Origin of the sequence: Lentisphaera profundi (assembly GCF_028728065.1) — a bacterium.
Lineage (GTDB): Bacteria > Verrucomicrobiota > Lentisphaeria > Lentisphaerales > Lentisphaeraceae > Lentisphaera > Lentisphaera profundi.
In genome coordinates this window covers 131838-147509 of the sequence record NZ_CP117811.1, presented here as the reverse complement: position 1 = coordinate 147509, position 15672 = coordinate 131838, and the positions used below count along the sequence as shown (strand labels likewise).

The window sequence follows — 15672 nt, the reverse complement described above, 5'->3', positions numbered from 1 at the left end:
TGTTCAGGTAAGCGCTGGAGCGAAGCTCCGAGTGTTGGGATTATCAAGGGGTGTTGCCACACAGGCGGATAAAAACTATTGGCCCATACGGCAGTATCTTGAGCGGGGTGTGGGGCGGAGCCCCATGTATAAATGCCTCCGGCGGCCGAGGAGCCCTCGGAGCCATACTAAAAAATGTATATATGAGATTAAAATTCGCCGAATTCGCCTGGCTGATTTTTAATGTGCTCACTCAAGAGTTTTTGAAGGTTTTTAAGCTTCTGTGCATACTCTGGATTGCTGGCTAAGTTCTGCTGTTCCTTACGATCCTTTCTAAGGTCGTAAAGCTGATCTGTATCCCAATAGGCTTTATAGTGCTTGGGGATTTTCTTTTCTAAGCCACGGCCACCACGAGTGGAGGCAATGTGATAAAGTTTCTGAGTTTCGCCTTTTGTTGCCACATCAAAATTCTTTTCACGCTCAGGGTGAACTCTCCAAGCAATATATTTAAACTCATCCTGCAAGACTGCACGTGTTGAGCCAATTTGTAAAAACACGGCTTCGTTAATGGCTTTATCATCACCTTTAAGGAGACTCACAAAACTCTTGCCATCCATCTTGGCTTGCTGATCTTTGCTGATTCCGCAAAGCTCAAAAACGGTGGGCGCAAAATCAATATTGGCAAGCAACTGATTGATTCGACGATTCCCTTTTAAGTTCTTTCCCCAAACAAATGCAGGTGATAAGGCACCACCTTCGTATAAGGCTCCTTTGGCACCCATGCCATTATCATTAAAGAAAAAGATTATGGTATTATCCAATTTACCCATTTTCTGAATTTTGTTGATAATTGCACTGATCCCATCATCCAGCCATAGTGGATCTGAATGATCTCCTTTGTAAGGGATTCCGGCTTTTTTTAGGCGTTCAATGATTGAGGCACGTGAGGGCTGAACATTGAGTCCTTCTTTCAGTACACCCGCAGCCGTGAAGCGAGGATCGGCGGAATATTTTTCCCCTGCTGGCCCTGGTCCATGATTGAGTGTGGTACAAAAATGAAGGTAAAAGGGCTTTTCTTGTTTTTCGGCTAAATCAAGGAAATCGAGTCCGCCTTTCGTTACCCAATCCATATTATGAGCTTCCATTTCAATGGGCATATGTCCTGGAACATTGCCCGCATAAATACTACTCGCAAAATCAAAGTCATTATTGAGTACGCTTTGAACTTCCGCAGCTTGCTTCTGCTCTAAAAATTCTTGGGTTTTACTATCGAAAGGATCGGCTTTTCTAAAAGCTTTGATACTCGGTACTTTGATAGATTCATCGTGAATCACATGATTCTTGCCCACGAAACCCGTAAAATAACCATTGGCTTTTAAAACACTGCCCATGTGTGCTTTACCAGGGGTAATATGGACATTGAAATGTGGGTTTGGCTGATTGCCATATTCTTTCATATCATTGAGAAAGCCCTTGTCTAAACTGCGACTCGGATACTCTCCCGTCAAAACGCTATAGCGACTCGGAGTACAGACAGTTGAGGTGGCATACATTCTATCGAGGATAATGCCTTCGCTTGCAAGGCGATCAATGGTCGGAGTTAAGTTGCGCGGCTTTCCTTGTTCATCTCGGCCCTCTGGCAGAAAATTAAACTCACGACGCCATTGATCATCAGTCATGATAAAAAGAATATTAGGGCGCTCACTGGCGACCACCGTACTCAGAGTAAAGAGTATCAAATAAATGAAATTATTAAACATAGAATCTTGTCCTTGGGAATTACGTCAATATTAATACATCAGAGAACAAAAAAACTAACTAAATCTTTGCTCATATATCTTTAATTATAAATTTAAATAAAATTCTACAATCAAGGGATAATGATCTGAAATCTGTTCGAGGGCCCCACCCTTTGGAATATCCGCTTGTATCGCCTGCTTTGCCGTTGCGGGATCCGCTAGGATAAAATCTATACGCCGAAGATGTTGCTCTTGTACTTCCACAGAAGGAATCTTCTCCAGAATTGTACTGGGAAAACTACCTTTCAAAGAGGCTTTGCCTTTAAGGACTTGATGACAAACATCACTCAAACCCAAGTCGTAATAAGATTGCATAATTGATGTATCAAAATTATTTTTATTTAAATTCGCTTTCTTTTTAGGATTGTTCCGCATTTCATTGATCAGTTCATGCATGCTAGCAAGGCGTTCATTATCTAGCGGGCTGAGCGCATTAAAATCTCCTAGAATAACCACTTTCTCTCCCGCCTCCATTAAGGTTTTAATATAAGTAGAAATATACTGAGTTTCTTGTTGACGAGACTTAAGTTTTTGCGAAGTCATGTGGCCGACAATAAAATGAATACCTTTACATTTGAGCATTAAAAAACCGCGCTTAACTCCCTCGCCTAATTCCTTTACTTCACTAATGGGATAGCGAGAACTAAAAGCCAAGGGCATGCCAGGCTGACGTTTATAAAAATAGCTGTGCTCATGGCCCCAGCTTTTAGCGAGTATCGCAAATTTTTCTTGGTCAAAGCCCTTCATTTCTTGTAGGGCAATCATATCTGCCTGTTGCTCTTTCAAGCACTGCTTGCCCAAATCTATACTTTTGCCATGATTAAAACCGTAGAGAACATTATAAGAAATAATTTTGATATTTTGCGCTGAGGCAACACTCATTAAAAATATTAGAGAAACTAAATACCGCTTCATACTCGATCCATAATTAAAATTAAAACATGGGGCCCGCGGTGACGGCGAGCCCCAATAAAAACAAAAGCTATTTACAGCGTTTCATCATAATGCTGATAATCACTATGATTATGCAGATGTTTTTCTCTCGCTCTTGGGCTGGAGCAGGTCTTCAACCATTGCTTACCTTTTTTTGTTTGAAACCAAGCATCATCTTTCTGTAGCGCTGAAAACTTTTGTAAAGTTTTTCTCATCATTTTTTGGGCTTCTTGATGCTCGGGATTTTTCTCCGCTCGTACATAGCCTTTTCCCTGACGATTTTCTCCACAGTAATAGAATCGTCCATTGGGGACATCAAGCACGGGGTTCACTACCTCAATCAAATGACTACGCGTTCTCAAGAGTTGTGAAGTGGCGGTACAGCCGTAAATCCATTCGCGATGACTATTGCTTTCACCACTCAAAAATGGTTTCAAACTTTTGCCATCGACTTTTATACCCGCGGGTAAGCTGCCACCAGCTAAATCAACAAAGGTGGGAAGAATATCTGAAAAATCCATGATTTCGTCGGTGCCTCCACGTTGTTTAATCCCCGGACCCTTAAGAGTGAAAATTACATGGCCACCACGTTCAACTCCACGGCTTTTGGCTGTCACTGCGGTTCCGTTATCAGAGGCAAAGATGAAAATAGTATTATCGGCAATTCCTAGGTCTTCGACTTTTTGCTCTATACGTCCAAGGAGAATATCTACATAATCATTCAGTGCACGGAAACGTCGATCGGACTCCTCTCCCTTATTTGTTTTAGCACCCAAATCACCTACTTCTCCATATATCGGACAAGTGGGGTAGCCTGCTCGAGCACCATGGGGGCCCACCATCGGGTAATACGCGAGGAAGGGTTTATTTTCTTTAACGCTTTTTTCTATAAAATCACAGATAAAACTGGTGAAGATATCAGGACCAAAATCAGATTTCTTCGTGGGTAGCTGGTGATGATTTTTTATAATACAGGGACCCCAAAAGCGCGATGTTGTCGATTCATCTTCCCAAAGTCCCGTATGCTTGGGCTTCCCTGGCAACTTAGCCAGCTCCCTAACACTCTCCCAAAGACAGTATTCATCAAAACCTGCAATGGGATTATCTGGCAACTCCGCAGGGCCCACGTGCCATTTTCCTGCTACCGCAGTTCTGTAGCCATTATTCTGCATTAATTTTGCAAAACTGGGGTGACGCTCGAAAAAGCCTTTGCCATTGGCTCCTTCTTTGAAAAATCCATTATAATACGCGCCAGTTGTCGTGGCGTAGGCCCCGGTCATAATTAAAGCTCGTGAGGGACCGCAAATGGCCGATGACCATGCGGTCTTAAACATCACTCCTTCTTGAGCAATCTTATCTATATTGGGTGTCTTGGCTTCTTTATTCCCATAAAAGCCATACATATCTGGACTCACGTCATCAGCTAAGATAAAAACAATATTAGGCCGATCATCAGCCTTTGCAGTGATCATTAATAGACAAGTTGCTAGCACAAAAAACTTTATCATGAAAAATTATTCCTATAAATTATATAACTATAAAATAATACAGAGCTAAAAGATCCGATTTAACCCCTGCCATGATAAAAAACCTTAAAAAGCTGCGCATCCTAGATAGAATTCTTTTCCTCAGTAGTTTAGCTTAGGCCAATCCCTAATGAGTAAGCCAATGAGTAAAAAAGAAATTAACTTAGATGAATTCTTTTCCGATTTCCAGGAAGGGCTTGGGGATCTTTACGATAAATCAAAAGAGCCCTCTGAAGACGACATCCAGATACAAGAGCTCATTGATCAGCTACTCAAACAACGTTATGAAGATGCGGAAGAAATTGCCGAAGGTGGCATGAAAAAAATCTTCCGTAGTCGCGACTCTCTCACTTCACGACAAGTCGCCATTGCCTATCTCAAACACGATGAAAAAGAGAAACTGAGTGCTTTCATCAAAGAGGCCCGACTCAATGCACGCTTACAGCACCCCAATATAATGACCGTTTACGACATTGGCGTCGATGATAACCATGAAGTCTATTTCACTATGAAGCTCATCGAAGGTGAAGAACTCGGCGTTATCCTAAAATCTCTCGAAAAAAATCAAAGTCCCCAATACGACCTTCAACAGCTACTCTATATTTTCCTTAAAATTTGTGAAGCCATTTCTTTTGCTCATTCCAAAAAAATCCTGCACCTCGATCTCAAACCCGCCAATATTCAAGTCGGTCATTTTGGCGAAGTACTCGTTTGTGACTGGGGGCTTGCGAAAGACCTCAAGCTTCAAAATCAGACCTGTGAATTAAATCTTAACGATCTCCCTATCTTTAAACAGGACACTAATCTCGATCTAGAAGTTTGCTCGACACTCGATGGCATCGTCAAAGGAAGCCCGGGCTACATGGCTCCTGAACAAGCAGAGGGACGCAATCGTGAAAAAAGTGAACGCACTGACATTTATAGCCTAGGGGCCATCCTTTATTCACTACTCACCCATAAATCCCCCATTAGTACCACCGATGTTCGCAGCTCGCTCAAACAATGTATAGACGGTGATATTTTGACTCCTACGCAACGAGTAGATCATAAAATCCCCGAGGCATTGGAAGCGGTAACACTCAAAGCAATGGCAGTCAAACCCGAAGATCGTTATCAGAGCGTAGCGTTACTGATCAAAGATATTGAAGCTTACCTCAGTGGTTTTGCGACTAGTGCAGAAGACGCCGATTTTTTAGTCCAAATTAAACTGCTCATTCAACGCAATAAAATGGCGAGCTCACTGATTTCTTTTGCTTTTATTATTATTTGCCTACTCATCAGTGCATTTGTTTCCCAAATATCAGTACGAGAAAAAGAAGCTTTAGCGGCGAAGGAAACTGCCGAAGAACTACAAGCCTCTGCCGAATCTGCAAAAGCCATAGCTGAGATCGAAAACAAATTACGCATGGAGCTCAGTCGAAAAGCGGCTCCGGCTTTTTTTCGGCGCGCCCAACTCACTTGGCATAATTATCAGTTTCCCGCTTTTCACCATGCCATTAAAATGTCGCTTGAACTCGATAAACAATCCAAAAAATCATGGAACCTATACGCCTTTTACCTATTGGGAAAAATGCGCTTTCCCGAAGCAAAAGAAGCTTTTGAAAAAGGTTTTGGAGGCAATGCCTACTTTAAACTTATCGAGAAATGGAACCATCGTGCCATCAATGAAGACACTGTCCATCAACTCATCCTTGATTTCCAAGACTTAAATCTCAACCGTGAAATTGCTCTTGTTATGGCTCATTTTCAGCTCGAGAAAAGTGCCGATCAGAAGTTTCAGTTCTTAAAAAAAATCATTCGTCAAATAGACCGTAACAGTAATTCAATCACTGTGCTTTATGATCTCTCATTAAAAAGTATAAAGATTGAAGGACGGGGGTTTCGTAAAAGTGCTCTACTCAGAGGACTCGACTTAGAAAGAGTTGATTTATCAAATACCGTGATCACAAATATTAACCTCTTTATTGGCTGGAAACTCACAGAACTCAAACTCAAAGGGACTAAGATTAGTAATATTGAGCCACTGAAAAAAAACCCTTTGCAAAACCTCGATATTTCCTACACATCGGTAAATGACATCAATATCCTCCAAGATATGCCTCTCGAAACAGTAAACTTAGCGGGCTTACGCCTCAAAAATCTTGCGCCCTTACTCAATTGTCGTCAACTCAAATCCGTCATCCTGAGTCAAGACATGATAAAAGATGAGGCAAACGTACTCCGTGCCCTCAAGGAACGCTGTACCGTAATTATTGTGCCCTAAGATTTATCCTTGAGCTCTTAATTTTCTCTGTCATAAATTTTAGCCATCATTAAGCTTTTCATCACTTGTATTCTAAGTACAATGTTTAATCTTAGGCGAAATCATTCTCCACTATAATTAAGGAATAAAAACATGTACGAAAAATCACTTATTATCATTAAGCCTGACGGCGTTCAACGCGGTTTAGTTGGCAATATCATCACTAGATTCGAAAATGTCGGTCTTAAGATCCACGGCATGAAATTTGTTCAGCCTACACAAGAAATGGCTCGTACTCATTACTCTGAGCACGTTGATAAAGCTTTCTACCCTACTGTAGAAGAATATATCCTTTCTGGCCCAGTCTTGGTTTTCGCTCTCGGCGGAATGAATGCGGTTAAGAAAATTCGTTTGATGGTTGGCGCTACTGAGCCTGCATCATCTGCACCTGGTACAATTCGCGGCGACTTAGCTCACCAATCTTACCCTGATCCTGGCGAGCCTGATGACAAGCCTATTCGCAACTTGATTCACGCTTCTGGTTCTTCTGAAGAAGCTGTAACTGAAGTTAAACTTTGGTTCACTGATGACGAAATCATTGAATACGGAAAAATCACTGACGAGCTACTTGCGCTTTAAGTAAGCAAGGGTCCATAAGGGCCCTTATTTTATGAGTCTAAGAGATTTCACAGAGAAGGCCGAAAACTATTTACTTTCCATTATTAATGGGAATAAGCTAGGCTTTTCGTCTTCTTTGATAAAATCAAATTTATTCATACTCTCGAAAGTTTTCCGCTCAATCGTTAAAACGCGTCACTTCCTCTACGACAAACGAATTTTTCGAGATCGTACCTTAGGTTGCTTGGTGGTTTCCATTGGCAATCTCACTACTGGTGGCACAGGAAAAACTCCTGTTACTGAAATTTTTGCTCGCACACTCACCGAAAAAGGCCGTCGCGTTGCTATCTTATCGCGCGGTTATCGCAGTAAGAGCAAACCCCTCAAAACAAAGCTCCTCGATAAATTCCGAGGCAAAAAGACGGTGAGTCCTCCGCGCGTTGTTTCCGAAGGCAATAACGAAGTTTTACTAGGCCCACACATGGCTGGTGACGAGCCCTACATGTTAGCCTGCAATGTCCCGAAAGCGATTGTGCTCACCGATCCCGATCGTGTCAAAAGTGGACGTTTTGCCATACGCAATTATCAAGCAGACACATTATTAATGGATGACGGCTTTCAACAATTGCGCCTCAAGCCAAGAATTAACATTCTCCTCATTGATAGTACAAATCCCTTTTCCAATCACTTTTTACTCCCCCGTGGACTCTTACGTGAGCCCATAAAAAATATGCGTCGAGCGCACTTCATTTTCTTGACGAAGGCCAATGGTGGCAATCACTTAAGACATCTCAAGAAATTTATCCGTAAGCATAATACCAAAGCGGAAATCATTGAGTGTACTCATAGACCCAAATTCCTCAAAAGCTTGATTGATCAAAAGCAATCCCTACTCTCTCAGCTCAAAGGAATGAAAATCGCCGCTATTTCAGCTATTGCTGTCCCTCAGAGTTTCGAAGATTTCCTCATTGGCTTTGGAGCTGAAATCGTCTATAAAGAACGCTATGCCGATCATCATATGTACTACGAAGACGAAGTAGATACCTTTATTAAAAACTCCGAAGAAGCCGGAGCCGAACTCATCGTAACAACAGAAAAAGACGCCGTCCGCTTCCCCGAAATCAAAAAATCTACTATTGACATTACCTACCTTCGAGTCGAAATAGATATCCTTAGCGGTGAAGAAAGCTTCAATGACTGTATCAGTCGTATTTGCTTTTCTTAAATCCCCTCGCATCTTGGATCATGAATAATCCAAAACTCACTCAAGCACGTGCACGCAGTTACAGCGAAGCCATTGCTCTAATTTTTTATGAAGTCCGCGCATCTCGCAATCCACTAGATCAGGAACTTCGCCGTTTTTTCCGCAATAACAAAAAGTACGGTTCTCGTGACCGACGCTTCATTGCAGAATCTCTTTATAGTCTCTACCGCTGGTTCGGCTGGGTACAAAGTATTGTCCCCAAAACGGCTCCCCCACAGCCTAGCGAAGACAAAAAATTCTGTACGGCTATCACCGCAGTCTTATGCCTCGACAATCTTCATCGTGAACCTGTCGCGGAATACATTGCACAACTTGCGGGTGTCAACACTGAAAAAGTCCCCCGTGAAGATCTCGATAAAAAGCGCCAATGGATGACTCGTAATTTTGGACTCAAATCTATCACCAACAAAGATTTAGTTCCCGATTGGTTTGTCGATGAGCTTCCCAAAGATTTCGATTTAGAGGCACTCATTATTGATTTACAAAAGCGTCCGCCTATGTGGATTCGTTTACAGGGGCCGCCAGAGAAAAATAAAACTCTCAGTGAGCTTAAAGAAAGAGATTTCGATATTTACCCGCACTCAATCATGAAAAAAGCCATTAAAATTGTGAACCCACGGGTTAACCTTTATGAGCTTAAAAGTTTCCGCGATGGCCAATTCGAAGTTCAAGACTTAGCCAGCCAAAGTTTAGGTTTTGCTTGTGAAGCACAATCAGGACAACGCTGGTGGGATGTTTGTGCCGGCGCCGGTGGCAAAACTCTTTTACTCGCCGATCACATGAATAGTAAAGGCGGAATTACCTCCACTGATATTCGTGAATGGAAATTAGATGACCTCAAAAAACGCGCGAAACGTGCTCGTTTTTCTAATATCACTACCAAGAATTTAAAGAAGACCCGCTCCGCCTCCAAAAAACGCCCCTTCGATGGCGTCTTAGTTGATGCTCCTTGCTCCTGTACGGGAACTTGGCGCCGTAACCCTGATGCTCGCTGGAGCAGTACCGCTGATGATTGCGAGGAGCTTGCTCAAATTCAAGCGGATATCTTAGAAAAATCTGCGCCTGGAGTTAAAGCAGGCGGTGTCCTAGTTTATGCAACCTGTAGTTTCAGCGTTAGGGAAAATGAAGAAATTGTTGAACAATTTCTGAAGGGTCATCCTGATTTTTCTCTCGAGGATTTCCCACATCCTTTGACTCTCAAGTCCACAGGTGGTATCTTACGTATATCTCCGTCGCCCGAGGACTGTGACGCAATGTTTGCGGCACGTTTCAGACGAAAAATCTAAAGGATTTCATTATGAAAAAATTACTCATTTTACTCATTTCCATGATGCTTTTATGCTCTTGTGGAGAGAAGAAAACAAAGGCTTCTAGCCCAAAATTAAGCGCTGGACAAGCCGACTCCTTAAAAAGAAGACTAAGTTGGGTTAACTACCATAAATACTGTGGTGAGCAAAATCTAAACGCCGCGGAAAACTTTAAGCTTTTTCAGGGTACCATTGTCACTTGGACGGGAGAATTCAGTCTTACCACTACGCCTCTAAACGAGGGTGGTGAGGTGAAGCCCGAAATTAAAGTAACGCTCCCAGGTGGTTCAGGGGTTATTTCAGATTTGACCATGCGTAGTCGTAAGGAACATATGAAAATTGCTGAAAAACTTAAACGAGGGGATAAAGTTTTGTTCAAAGGAAAAATTATGTATCGTGGTGAAGGACTCGGTGATCACGTCCTGATTTTAGATAAATTTAAATACCTCCCACCCAAAGCTCCTAAAAAAATCGTTCGTTAATTCTTTTTCTTTCGACGAAAATCCCAGGGTGCCTCTGGCTCAAGCTCCTTCCACAAGCCCAGCTTTCTTTGCTGGGCTTTTTTCATTTCAGCTTCATACAGCTCCGTGACGCCTTTGTAGCGATAGGCCCAGGCCCAGCCCTCTTCAACCATTTCCTTATTTATATTGCGTTCTCCAATATAAATCGTCACTAAGAATCGATCGTATTTATCTTTATCATGTATCAACACTCTGAATTTCTGCTTATTCACTTTCTTCAAGAGTGCTAACTTGGATTTTGTTGAATAGGGCTGGCTACGCTCTGGCGCATCTATTCCTTTGAGACGCAATGCTTTACCATCATAAGCCCCGCCTTTGACAAAAATGCTATCCCCATCAGGGATAAATCCTGCCTTCGCTAAAAAAGATATTTGTTTTTGTTCATCTCCAGAACAAATTGCGATAAAAGCAAAAATCATTAATATGTATGGCATCTTATTCCTTTCCCTCTCCTTTAATTCTTATAAGGTTAAGGTAGCTTAAAGGAATTCAATCTATGAGGGGAAATGCACATGAAAATAATCCTAACAACTTGTTTGTTACTACTGTTTAATCTTCAAGCTAAAAAAATTGACGTCAGTATTTTCACTGAACTCCAACAAACAGTGAATGAGATCTCAGAAAAAAACAACAAGGGTTTCCTCTATATGGAAATCACCCACATTAATAAAGGTAAAACTCAGGCCATCCCCATAACGGGCTTACTCATGGATGATAATGGCCATCTTGCGACTCTCTATCTCGATCAAAAGCGCTTTGTTAGCTGTAGCGTTTGGATTGATGAACAAGAATACAAAGCCTCCTATTTATACTCTGATAAGCTAAAGGGCTTCACTATTTTAAAACTGGATGGCGAAGCTCCTGTAGATAAACTTTCCCCAGCCGTTTTTGGTGACCCCACTTTGCTAAAGAATGGTGAATTCCTCATTGCACTCACTCCTACAAACCCCGATTTTGGCCATATACCTCTTGTCAACCTTTGTTCGGTTGCAGGCACACTAGAAAGTAATCGCGATCTTATCTATGTAAACGGCTTAAGCACACACCGTGCTGCAGGCATGGCCCCAGTTGGCATGCCTCTCCTTAACCTAGAGGGTAAAATTGTCGGCCTTTATGTGGGCAATGGAGTTATCATGACTGATAGCTTTGAAAAAGGATGCCGGAATCTCTTAGAGAAAATTTCCAAAGGTGAAGATCTCAATGACCCCTCCGACCTTCCTTGGGATGGTTTTTCCTATAAAGTCATCAATCAAGATTTTTCTGAAGCCATGAACGTAAGCCAGAGCTCAGTTCTCGTCACACGAGTTATTGATGAATCGCCTGCAACTAAAGCAGGCCTTCAGGCCGGCGATATTATTACTGCTATTGATAACAAACCCTTTACACGTAAAGGACGCCCCATTTTATCTCAAGCTCGTAAATGGTTAGATGCTGAAATAGGCCGCAGCTGTGAGATTAATTTTGAACGCAATGGCAAGAAACTTGCTGGGACCATTACCTTTGTCAAGCGACCCAAATCTGATAGTATCTCTGTCGATGAATTGGGACTCACGATTAATAATATCACTCCCTTAGATTTTTATGCTTATCGTCTACATAAAAAAGCAGGTGTCTTAGTTTCTTCTATAGAAAAGGGCAGCCCCGCCGCGACCTCAACTTATTTTGGTCGCCCACTGATTTCCCCCGGTGATATTATTCTAGAAATTGACCATAACAAAATATCCAACATCCACGATCTTCGTACTATCATTAACGAAATACGTTTGAGTAAAAAGAAAGAAGTCCTCATCAAATTACTGGATGGCAGTGTCTCTAAATTTGTATCACTCAATACTGCAATTGGTCAAAAAACTAAAAAGGCTGACAAATGAAAAAATTATTACTCTGCTTATTGCTTCTCACACAAAGCATTTTCGGCCTTAGCCAGGGCGAAGATCTGTTCGATAAAGTCGACGCATGTGTCGTCTCAATCCAACATGAAAATGCTGGGGGGAGTGGCTTTATCATCTCTGAAGATGGCTATATTTTGACCAATGGTCATGTCATCTCTTTAATGGATCGCGAAAATCCCAAGGATGTCGCAAAAAGAATTACGGTAGTGCTTCACGATGAATCTAAATACCAAGCTCAGGTCATTGGCTTTTCACTGGATCCCGATGTCGCACTCATCAAAATAGATGCAAAAACTAAACTCAGCACTGCGATTTTAGCCGATTCAAATACGGCGCGTACTGGTCAGGAATGTTATGCTTTTGGAGCTCCTCTTGGACTCAAAAGAACTTTGACTAAAGGTATTATTTCTAATACGGCTCAAACAAGCCTGGGCACTTTCACTAAAGTTATCCAAACTGATGCGGCCATTAATCCCGGTAATAGCGGTGGCCCACTCTTCAGTGTTAGTGGTGAAGTCATTGGCATCAATACTTACGGTAAGCGTGGCTCGGGTTTAGGCTTCTCTATCCCCATCAACTTTGCCAAAACTCTTGTCAATCACTTTAAGGAATATGGTTATTTCCGACGTGCGGAGACGCCCCTCATTTTCACTAAAGCAATGACTGAAGAACTAGCACGAGTGCTCGATTCACCACGTGGCCTCTTTATTGATTTTGTTGCTCCTGGTTCTCCTGCTGAAAAAGCGGGCTTTAAAGCTGCCGATATTATTGTGGCCATGAACGGAGAAAAAGTTGACGGCTCTAGTGAAGAAGCCTTTTTTGACTTCAACTGGGAATTTGTGACTCAAAAAGTGGGTGATACCACGAAGCTCACAGTGCAAAGACGCCAAAAAGATGGTTCCTATAAAAAAGTTTTGCTCAAGTGTAAATTACTAGAAGATGATCCCATGCCTGCAAGTGGCTATCAGATTGGAGAACTCTTAGAAATTAATTATCCCGAAGTAGGCATGGCCGTTCAACGCGTCACTCAGTATGTTCAATACATCTACAATTTTCCCAATATGAATGGCGTCCGCATTGCTGGCTTGAGCAAAAACAAAACTGCGGCTAAAGCGGGCTTATATGCTAACGATTTCATTTACGCACTCAATGGTAAAAAAATCACTGATGATCAAGATTTCAAAACTCTTGTGGATGCAAAACTCATTGCTCAAACAAAATTTTTAATTTTTAAAGTTCAGCGTGGCAACGATAAATACACCATCCCCCTCCGTGTTCATTACCCATTAAAAAAACGTAATATCCTCCTCATTCACAATAAGGATGAATATCATCAGGAACTCATGAGACGCATTCAACTCTCTGGTGCTGAACTCACTTCCACCTCAATGATTGACCAAAAAATCACTGAGAAAGAATGGGATGGGATCATTATCTCATCTCAACAAACAGATGAAATCCCTGGGATCAAAGTCCTCTTAGCGAAAGCCGCAAAAGACAAAACTCTGCTAGGCCTCGTCGGCAATGCTCCTGTGCAGCTCATCTACGCTCCCGATTTCTATAAAACTAAAAAATTCACCATGGACAAAGAGAAATCTGAGATCGCCCTCAAAGCAGATTTATTTTATACGGGAAAAGACAATGAAATTGATGGCAAGCTCATCACTAGTAATGGCTTTGATAACCAATCCCTGCGTCAATTCATTGCTACTTTCCGCGCTATGGCTTCCCAAGCAAAATGAAGATTGTCAAAAGTCCCTTCTTACGCAATTTATTAAAAGGAGCGGGCTTTATTTGCATTGGCTTAGGCTTAATCGGCATTCCACTACCTGGCTTGCCTACAACTCCCTTTTTTATTCTAGCGGCTTTCTGCTTCTCAAAAAGTTGTGAGACTCGCTACAATAAAATCCTCAATCATCCGCGCTTTGGTCCACCTATTCGCGATTACCTTGAGGGACGTGGAATCCCCAGAAAAATTAAGATCATTTCGATCGTTTGCATGTGGACGGCTCTTACTATTAGCTTTTCCCAACTTCCCCAAATATATTTGCGGCTAATCCTCATTGCTTCAGGCGCCTACGGCTCTTGGTTCATCCTTCGTGAACCCGATGCGCCCAAGAAGAAATAAGCACTCTTAGAGGTCGTTCTTTTTGATCTCCGCCATTTTGCTTTTAAAGGCAGAACGCATCTTCTCTAAAGCCTGTATGTGCTCAGGGTTTTTGACGAGGTTTTTGTATTGCCGAGGATCTTTCTTTAGATCAAAGAGTTCTTCGTTTGGAGCCTTGCCTTTGTATTTAATATATGACCAACGCTCACCCTGGATCAACCAGCCTTTATTGTTAGCGGAGAATACATAATTGCGCAGCTGCGCTTGCGGTTCACGCAAAATTTTACTTATATTCTTGCCCTGTAATCGCTCGGGAATATCTAAACTACAAAGTGCCGCCGTCGTTGGGAACAAATCAATGAGTTCCACTAATGATTCACTACTTTGACTTTTTTTGTTCGGCAATGAAATAATCAGTGGAACTTTTACTGACTCTTCTTTCAGGCTTACTTTTGCCCAAAAATCATGCTCTCCTAAATGATAACCATGGTCACTAGTGAAAATGACTATTGTGTTATCTCTTTGGCCTGATCTCTCCAAAGCATCAAGGACTTTCCCCACCTGAGCATCCATAAATGTTACTGAAGCATAATAAGCACTGATTGCCTTTTTCTGTTGCTCCACCGACATCTTCATATTCTTACTCGTTTTATAATTGATGCCTTTCGTGGGTATATCATCCCAATCGCCTTTCACTTTTTCGGGAAGTTGCATCTCCTGCCATGGATAGTCTTTGTAGTACTTTTTAGGGGCAACAAAAGGTACGTGAGGACGAACAAAACCAATTCCCAAGAAGAAAGGCTTATCTAAGTTTTTGTATTGCTCTATCAACTCGCAAGCTTTTTTAGCAGATCGTCCATCCGAATGTACCAAATCATCCCCATCTGCTTCGACACGTACAAAAGTATTGCCACCCACTACGGGCCGTTTGCCATCGGAATTGCCTTCTAATGTCTCTCCCAAGCCCGGCGCTTTCCATTCTGGGCCTTGGCTGTTATACTTTTCAGACCATGAGCGAGCATCATCGGAGCCATCATTACCCAACTCAATCCCTTTGGGTACTGGCATATGAAAAATCTTACTCACCCGCGTCGTATGGTAGCCCTGATTTTTAAAATACTCAGTCCAGGTCTCACGATCACCAATTGCTTTGCGTCCACTCACATAGCCAAATACTCCTGTTGCATCGGGGTAGTAACCCGACATGAATGATGCACGAGAAGGACCACAATAGGTGGCTTGGCAATAAGCTTTTTTAAATAGAGTCCCCTCATTGGCCAAGCGATCAATATTGGGAGTTTTACAAACTTTGTTACCATAGGCTCCAATTGCAGTGGCACATAAATCATCGGAAATAATAAAAAGAACATTTGGCTTATCTTGAGCAGAAAGATAGAGGCTCATCAAAATAAGGAGATATAAATAAATTTTCATAAAAACACTATTTTTTTATATTTAAAGTTAGTATATATACACTATAAAAC

Annotated in this window: 13 protein-coding genes; 8 read left to right on the top strand and 5 right to left on the bottom strand. The window is 42.0% G+C overall.

What is annotated here, in order from left to right; genetic code table 11:
- Positions 1–188 precede the first annotated feature (188 nt).
- From PQO03_RS00605 to PQO03_RS00595, 3 genes are all read right to left on the bottom strand, one after another.
- A complete protein-coding gene (locus PQO03_RS00605; RefSeq protein ID WP_274150530.1) occupies positions 189–1739 on the bottom strand; it encodes a sulfatase family protein in 1551 nt (516 codons plus the stop codon).
- An 84-nt stretch (positions 1740–1823) separates the two neighbouring features.
- The gene (locus tag PQO03_RS00600) at positions 1824–2693 is read right to left on the bottom strand and encodes an endonuclease/exonuclease/phosphatase family protein (protein ID WP_274150529.1); all 870 of its coding nucleotides are present in this window, start codon (positions 2691–2693) and stop codon (positions 1824–1826) included.
- Positions 2694–2764: 71 nt separating this feature from the next.
- The gene (locus tag PQO03_RS00595) at positions 2765–4219 is read right to left on the bottom strand and encodes a sulfatase-like hydrolase/transferase (protein ID WP_274150528.1); all 1455 of its coding nucleotides are present in this window, start codon (positions 4217–4219) and stop codon (positions 2765–2767) included.
- A gap of 160 nt (positions 4220–4379) precedes the next feature.
- On the opposite strand from PQO03_RS00595, the gene PQO03_RS00590 reads away from it, so the two are divergent.
- From PQO03_RS00590 to PQO03_RS00570, 5 genes are all read left to right on the top strand, one after another.
- Positions 4380–6500, top strand: a complete 2121-nt coding sequence (locus PQO03_RS00590) for a serine/threonine-protein kinase (RefSeq protein WP_274150527.1) — start codon at positions 4380–4382, stop codon at positions 6498–6500.
- Positions 6501–6632: 132 nt separating this feature from the next.
- Positions 6633–7118: a nucleoside-diphosphate kinase gene (gene ndk / locus PQO03_RS00585; RefSeq protein ID WP_274150526.1), complete on the top strand. Its 486-nt coding sequence runs from the start codon at positions 6633–6635 to the stop codon at positions 7116–7118.
- 31 nt (positions 7119–7149) lie between these two features.
- A complete protein-coding gene (gene lpxK, locus PQO03_RS00580; protein WP_274150525.1) occupies positions 7150–8322 on the top strand; it encodes a tetraacyldisaccharide 4'-kinase in 1173 nt (390 codons plus the stop codon).
- Between the two features lie 20 nt (positions 8323–8342).
- Positions 8343–9647: an RsmB/NOP family class I SAM-dependent RNA methyltransferase gene (locus PQO03_RS00575; RefSeq protein ID WP_274150524.1), complete on the top strand. Its 1305-nt coding sequence runs from the start codon at positions 8343–8345 to the stop codon at positions 9645–9647.
- Between the two features lie 11 nt (positions 9648–9658).
- The gene (locus PQO03_RS00570; RefSeq protein WP_274150523.1) at positions 9659–10150 is read left to right on the top strand and encodes a hypothetical protein; all 492 of its coding nucleotides are present in this window, start codon (positions 9659–9661) and stop codon (positions 10148–10150) included.
- On the opposite strand, the gene PQO03_RS00565 is transcribed toward PQO03_RS00570, so the two are convergent.
- Positions 10147–10623: a thermonuclease family protein gene (locus PQO03_RS00565; RefSeq protein ID WP_274150522.1), complete on the bottom strand. Its 477-nt coding sequence runs from the start codon at positions 10621–10623 to the stop codon at positions 10147–10149. The genes PQO03_RS00570 and PQO03_RS00565 overlap by 4 nt on opposite strands.
- Before the next feature lie 78 nt (positions 10624–10701).
- Between PQO03_RS00565 and PQO03_RS00560 the strand changes: the two genes are divergently transcribed.
- The 3 genes from PQO03_RS00560 to PQO03_RS00550 are packed head-to-tail and all read left to right on the top strand — an operon-like array spanning position 10702 to position 14209.
- Positions 10702–12060: a PDZ domain-containing protein gene (locus tag PQO03_RS00560; RefSeq protein ID WP_274150521.1), complete on the top strand. Its 1359-nt coding sequence runs from the start codon at positions 10702–10704 to the stop codon at positions 12058–12060.
- Positions 12057–13823 (top strand): trypsin-like peptidase domain-containing protein, encoded by a 1767-nt coding sequence (locus PQO03_RS00555; RefSeq protein ID WP_274150520.1) that lies wholly within the window; start codon positions 12057–12059, stop codon positions 13821–13823. The genes PQO03_RS00560 and PQO03_RS00555 overlap by 4 nt, the downstream gene beginning before the upstream one ends.
- On the top strand, positions 13820–14209 hold the full coding sequence (locus PQO03_RS00550) for a YbaN family protein (RefSeq protein WP_274150519.1): 390 nt from the start codon (positions 13820–13822) through the stop codon (positions 14207–14209). Before PQO03_RS00555 ends, PQO03_RS00550 begins: the two co-directional genes overlap by 4 nt.
- A gap of 6 nt (positions 14210–14215) precedes the next feature.
- Here PQO03_RS00550 and PQO03_RS00545 read toward each other — a convergent pair whose 3' ends face one another.
- Positions 14216–15622, bottom strand: coding sequence for a sulfatase (locus PQO03_RS00545; RefSeq protein ID WP_274150518.1), 1407 nt, complete (start codon positions 15620–15622; stop codon positions 14216–14218).
- Positions 15623–15672: the final 50 nt, after the last annotated feature.

Coding starts and splice junctions, on each gene's coding strand:
- PQO03_RS00560 (WP_274150521.1), top strand. CDS start 10,702: ATGAAAATAATCCTAACAACTTGTTTGTTACTACTGTTTAATCTTCAA.
- PQO03_RS00545 (WP_274150518.1), bottom strand. CDS start 15,622: ATGAAAATTTATTTATATCTCCTTATTTTGATGAGCCTCTATCTTTCT.
- PQO03_RS00570 (WP_274150523.1), top strand. CDS start 9,659: ATGAAAAAATTACTCATTTTACTCATTTCCATGATGCTTTTATGCTCT.
- PQO03_RS00550 (WP_274150519.1), top strand. CDS start 13,820: ATGAAGATTGTCAAAAGTCCCTTCTTACGCAATTTATTAAAAGGAGCG.
- PQO03_RS00605 (WP_274150530.1), bottom strand. CDS start 1,739: ATGTTTAATAATTTCATTTATTTGATACTCTTTACTCTGAGTACGGTG.
- PQO03_RS00565 (WP_274150522.1), bottom strand. CDS start 10,623: ATGCCATACATATTAATGATTTTTGCTTTTATCGCAATTTGTTCTGGA.
- lpxK (WP_274150525.1), top strand. CDS start 7,150: ATGAGTCTAAGAGATTTCACAGAGAAGGCCGAAAACTATTTACTTTCC.
- PQO03_RS00600 (WP_274150529.1), bottom strand. CDS start 2,693: ATGAAGCGGTATTTAGTTTCTCTAATATTTTTAATGAGTGTTGCCTCA.
- PQO03_RS00555 (WP_274150520.1), top strand. CDS start 12,057: ATGAAAAAATTATTACTCTGCTTATTGCTTCTCACACAAAGCATTTTC.
- PQO03_RS00590 (WP_274150527.1), top strand. CDS start 4,380: ATGAGTAAAAAAGAAATTAACTTAGATGAATTCTTTTCCGATTTCCAG.
- ndk (WP_274150526.1), top strand. CDS start 6,633: ATGTACGAAAAATCACTTATTATCATTAAGCCTGACGGCGTTCAACGC.
- PQO03_RS00575 (WP_274150524.1), top strand. CDS start 8,343: ATGAATAATCCAAAACTCACTCAAGCACGTGCACGCAGTTACAGCGAA.
- PQO03_RS00595 (WP_274150528.1), bottom strand. CDS start 4,219: ATGATAAAGTTTTTTGTGCTAGCAACTTGTCTATTAATGATCACTGCA.